We start from the raw sequence: 2,832 nt of genomic DNA on the forward strand, positions 1-2,832 counted from the left end.
TCCCCATCCCCATCCCCATCCAACGTCCACCCATCCGCCAACCCTCCCGCAGGCAAACCTGCGGACGACCCCCTGCCGTTGCAAGCGTCCGGCGTGCGGAGGGGTGTTGGCTTCTGGATGGCGAAGGCTACGCGGGGAAGGTGGCGGCCACGGCGTGCACGTGGTCGCGCACCAGGGCGCGGGCGGCGAGCAGTGCCGGCGCGTCCAGGGGCGTGTAGCCCAGGCACAGCACCACGTCGTCCTCGGGGGCGGCGCGCGTGCCCAGCGCCGCGTAGTCGAGCGAGCGCGGGGTGGGTTCACCTTCCGTGTCATGGGCGAAGCGGCCGAACACGGTGGCCTGTCCGTCGCGGCCGGGGGCCGTCTCCTTGAGGGCGAAGAGGCGGCGCACGGCGGCGAGCGAGTCGGGGCGCTCGCGCAGGACGTCCGGGGACGCGGGGCCTCCCAGCTCCCATTCCAGGAGCTTCAGGCAGCCGCGCACGAACTCCACGTCGGTGATGACCAGCCCGTAGAGGTACCAGTCCGCGCACGCGGCCTGAACCAGCCGGGCCTGCGCGTCGGTGAGCCAGCCGAAGGACGGACAGGTGAAGGATTCACAGACGGTGGCGCGATAGACGCCGCAGTCGCGCAGGTCCGTGCCGCCCGTCACCAGGGGATGGCCCAGGCAGCCCACGCGCTGGTGCTCCGCGTCCAGGAAGCCCAGCAGGGGACACACCCGCACGATGGGGAAGAGGGCCGGGGCGTCGCGGTTCGCGGTGAGCTCGCGCGCGGCCTCGGCGTAGGCCTCGGGGGTGTGGGGTGTGCGGGAGAGCCGCTCCGTCTGCACCTGGAGTCTCCGGGTCAGCGCCGCGCGCGAGTGGTCCTGGAAGTTGTAGAGGCCGCAGCAGGCGCCGCACGAGGCGCCCCTTCCGGGCTGGCACAGGTGGAAGGAGACGGACATGTCAGAACCAGTCCGGGCGCATGCGCGCGTAGGAGTCCTCGCCCGTGCGGCACAGGTGGGCGAGCAGCGGTACGCGCGGCACCTCCACCGCGAACCAGTACTGCGCGGCGGCGAGCTTGCCCTCGTAGAAGGCGGTGTCCTCCGCGGAGGGCGTGCGCGCCAGGCCCTCCTTCGCGGCGGCGGCCTGCGCGAGCCAGCGCCACGCCACGGCCACCACGCTGAAGAGCTCCAGGAAGTCCGTGCTGTGGCGGAGCATCACGTCCACCTCGCCCGCCATGCCGCGCGCGCCCAGCTCCAGCGTGAGGGCGGTGGCCTGCTGGAGCGCGTCCTCCAGCGCGTCGCTCCACGCGGGCTCCACGCCGGCGGCGTGGGCGCGGGCGGTGGTGGCCCGCACCTCCTCGTCGAGCGCCTGGAGCGCGGCGCCGCCCTCCGCCACCGCCTTGCGCCCGAGCAGGTCCAGGCCCTGGATGCCGGTGGTGCCCTCGTGGATGCTGTTGAGCTTCTGGTCGCGCAGCCACGCTTCCGGGAGGTACTCGCTGGAGTAGCCGTAGCCACCGTGAATCTGGAGCGCGAGCGCGTTGGATTCGAAGCCCCTCTCCGCGGGGAACGTCTTGGCGATGGGCGTGAGCAGGTCCAGGAGCAGGTGCGCGCGCTTGCGCGTGGCCTCGTCCGGCGCGTGGTTGGCGAGGTCCGCCTGCGTGGAGGTGGTGAGCAGGAGCGCGAGCCCGCCCTCCACGATGGCCTTCTGGCGCAGCAGCATGCGGCGCACGTCGGCGTGTTCGATGATGGGGGACTGGGCGCGCGTGGTGTCGCGGATGCCGGCGGGGCGGCCCTGGGGGCGCTCGCGCGCGTAGGCGAGCGACTGCTGGTAGGCGACGGCGGCGGTGGACACGGCGTTGAGGCCCACCATGATGCGCGCCTCGTTCATCATCTGGAACATGCAGGCGAGCCCGCGTCCGGGCTGGCCCACGAGCCAGCCGTGACAGTCATTGGCGTCACCGAAGTTGAGGACGAGGCTGGGCAGGCCGCGCCAGCCGATCTTGTGGATGACGCCGGCCACCTGCACGTCGTTGGGGACGAGCGTGTCGCCCTCCGGCCTCTTCGCGGGCACGGCGAAGAGGGACACGCCGCGCGTGCCGCCCTCCGCGCCCTCGATGCGGGCGAGGGTGAGGTGCACGACGTTGTCGGTGAAGTCCTGGTCGCCGCCGCTGATGAAGATTTTCGAGCCCTGGAGGCGGTAGGAGCCGTCCGGCGCGGGCGTGGCGCGCGTCTTCACGTCCGCGAGGCTGCTGCCGGCCTGGGGCTCGGTGAGGGCCATGGTGCCGGTCCACTCGCCGCGGTACAGCCGGGCCATGAAGGTGTCGCGCAGGAAGGGCGTGCCGAAGACCTCCAGCAGGTGCGCGGCGCCGAGCGTGAGGCCCAGGTAGCCATAGGCGCTCAGGTTGGCGGCCATGAGGTAGGCGCTGGCCACGGCGTGCACGGTGAGGGGGAGCTGCTGGCCGCCGACCTCCGGAGGGCGGGTGGCGGTGAGCAGGCCCAGGTCGACCATGCCGGCGTAGAGCGAGCGCATGGCGGGATGCACGCGCACGCGGCCGTGTTCGAAGACGGGCGGGGCGGTGTCCATGGGCCGGTAGGTGGGGGCGAGCACCTCGCGGGCGAAGCGCCGGGTGCTGTCCAGGAGGAGCGCGAAGGTGTCGCGCGAGTGCTCCTGGAAGGCGGGCAGCGCGCAGAGCGCGGTGGTGTCCAGCGCCTCGTAGAGCTGGAAGTCCACGTCGCGGTCCGACAGCAGGGGGTTGGGGCGGGGCACGCTCATGCCCCGATTCCCTACCAGGACGCGATGTTGTCGTCGAAGTCGTCGTGCGGCGGGCATTCACCGGCGGACGTGGGCGGGGCGG

Annotated in this window: 2 protein-coding genes; both read right to left on the bottom strand. The window is 72.7% G+C overall.

Annotated features, from left to right (window positions below):
• Positions 1 to 127 precede the first annotated feature (127 nt).
• Positions 128 to 937: a hypothetical protein gene (locus D7W79_RS40960; protein WP_120530611.1), complete on the bottom strand. Its 810-nt coding sequence runs from the start codon at positions 935 to 937 to the stop codon at positions 128 to 130.
• 1 nt (position 938) lies between these two features.
• Positions 939 to 2,750: an acyl-CoA dehydrogenase gene (locus D7W79_RS40965; RefSeq protein ID WP_120530612.1), complete on the bottom strand. Its 1,812-nt coding sequence runs from the start codon at positions 2,748 to 2,750 to the stop codon at positions 939 to 941.
• Positions 2,751 to 2,832 lie beyond the last annotated feature (82 nt).

It is taken from the genome of Corallococcus exercitus (assembly GCF_003611585.1).
Classification (GTDB): domain Bacteria; phylum Myxococcota; class Myxococcia; order Myxococcales; family Myxococcaceae; genus Corallococcus; species Corallococcus exercitus.